The following is a 1450-nucleotide window of genomic DNA, read 5'->3' as shown; positions in this document are numbered from 1 at the left end:
CAGCAAGGTCTGGCGCACGCTGCCGAGTTCGAGCAGCTTATGGAACACCAAGTGGATCGCCTCCTGCACGCGTCGGTCGGGGTCCTTCTCCAGGCGCTGCTCGCCCTTGCGATAGCCCACCGGACTGATGATCAACAGTTCGCCGCGCCTGGCCTTCTCGCGGCGCGCCTCGACCGAGCGCTGGCGCAGCAAGTCGAGTTCGTACTCGTTCAAGCTGCCCTTGAGCCCGAGCAGCAACCGGTCGTTGCTCTGGCGTGGCGCGTAGACGGTCTCCTGGTCGACCAGAACGGTGTCGACCACGCGGCAGACCTCGACCAGTTGCTGCCACTCGCGGCTGTTGCGGGCGAAGCGCGACACCTCTCGCGCTGCGACCGCGCCCACCTTGCCCAGACACACGTCGGCCACCATGCGTTCGAACCCGCTGCGCGTGACCATCCCCGCGGCCGATCGGCCGAGATCCTCGTCAACAACCTCGATCTCGTGCCAGCCCAATTGCTGCAGGCGCTCGCGCATTGCGTACTGCATGCGCTGGCTCTCCAGGTTGTGGCTGACCTGGTAGGCCGATGACTGCCGCACGTACAGGATGGCCTTGCGCGACAGGTGCTGGGGTTTGACCTTGTCATTCATCGCGATGCTCCCGAGGCGCCGGATCGCCGCACCGGCGAGCGACGCGCTCGCGAAGCATGCGTGCCAGCAGGCGCAGCACCTGCTGTTGGACTTCGATTGGCATCGACTCCCAGACCGGCTCGTTGCGAGTCGGTCGAAACAGCGTCAATTGCATCGCCCGATGCGACGACTTCAGAACGGTTGGCATGAGCACCTCCTGTAGACGACAAGTTACGGTGCYCGGCTTGTAGCACTGAATCGGAGGCGCTCAAAGGATGGCGAGCATGCGTGAGCAACGACTTCAATTCGCGCAGCGCCTCCACGCTCACGATAGGCTCGTTGGACGCATGCATCTGGCCGCAGGCGCCGACGTTGAACATCCACATTGGGATCTCGATCGCATGGGCGTCGAGATCAGGCGTCAGACCGCAACGAACGATTTGCTCATCCTCGAGGGCCTTCGTGCGGTGGACCCAGACGGTGCGACCGAACCACGGATGCCAGCGATAGCGCACCTCCAGCGTCTCGGTACTATGGGTGTTCCGTTGTTGGCTTGTACAACCATAGGAGATTGCACTCGACGCTGGGCTATGTCAGTCCCATGAYGTTTGAGCAACGCTGGATCGCGGCCCAGCAGCAAGACAGGAAGTCCGCATAATCGGCAGCCTATGGAGTGCGGGCAACAGGGGCAAGGTCCACAATGCCAAGAACGCTGCCCGAGAAATCCGCGTCCAGCGCTATCCACTTGCGCGCCCCGCTGGCGAGGGTTAGACGAAAATGAAAGCGCCGGTTTCGTAGAGGCTCCCGATTTCTTCGGTACGCGCTGCGACGCCCATCGCCATGT

Annotated in this window: 2 protein-coding genes; both read right to left on the bottom strand. The window is 62.9% G+C overall.

Features of this window, described 5'->3' with window-relative positions; translation table 11 throughout:
- Nucleotides 1–627: recombinase family protein (locus ACXJ3V_RS20030; protein WP_457102113.1), on the bottom strand; the 627-nt coding region annotated here is incomplete at its 3' end.
- Nucleotides 620–814 carry a hypothetical protein gene (locus ACXJ3V_RS20025; protein ID WP_457102112.1) on the bottom strand — a complete coding sequence of 65 codons (195 nt, stop codon included), beginning with the start codon at nt 812–814 and terminating at the stop codon, nt 620–622. The genes ACXJ3V_RS20025 and ACXJ3V_RS20030, both read right to left, overlap by 8 nt.
- Nucleotides 815–1450 lie beyond the last annotated feature (636 nt).

The sequence above is a fragment of the Microbacterium sp. P5_E9 genome (assembly GCF_054049175.1).
This window is presented reverse-complemented; position numbering and strand designations above follow the sequence as displayed.

Excerpts from the sequence above, each read along its gene's own strand:
- ACXJ3V_RS20025 (WP_457102112.1), bottom strand. The coding sequence starts at position 814 with ATGCCAACCGTTCTGAAGTCGTCGCATCGGGCGATGCAATTGACGCTG.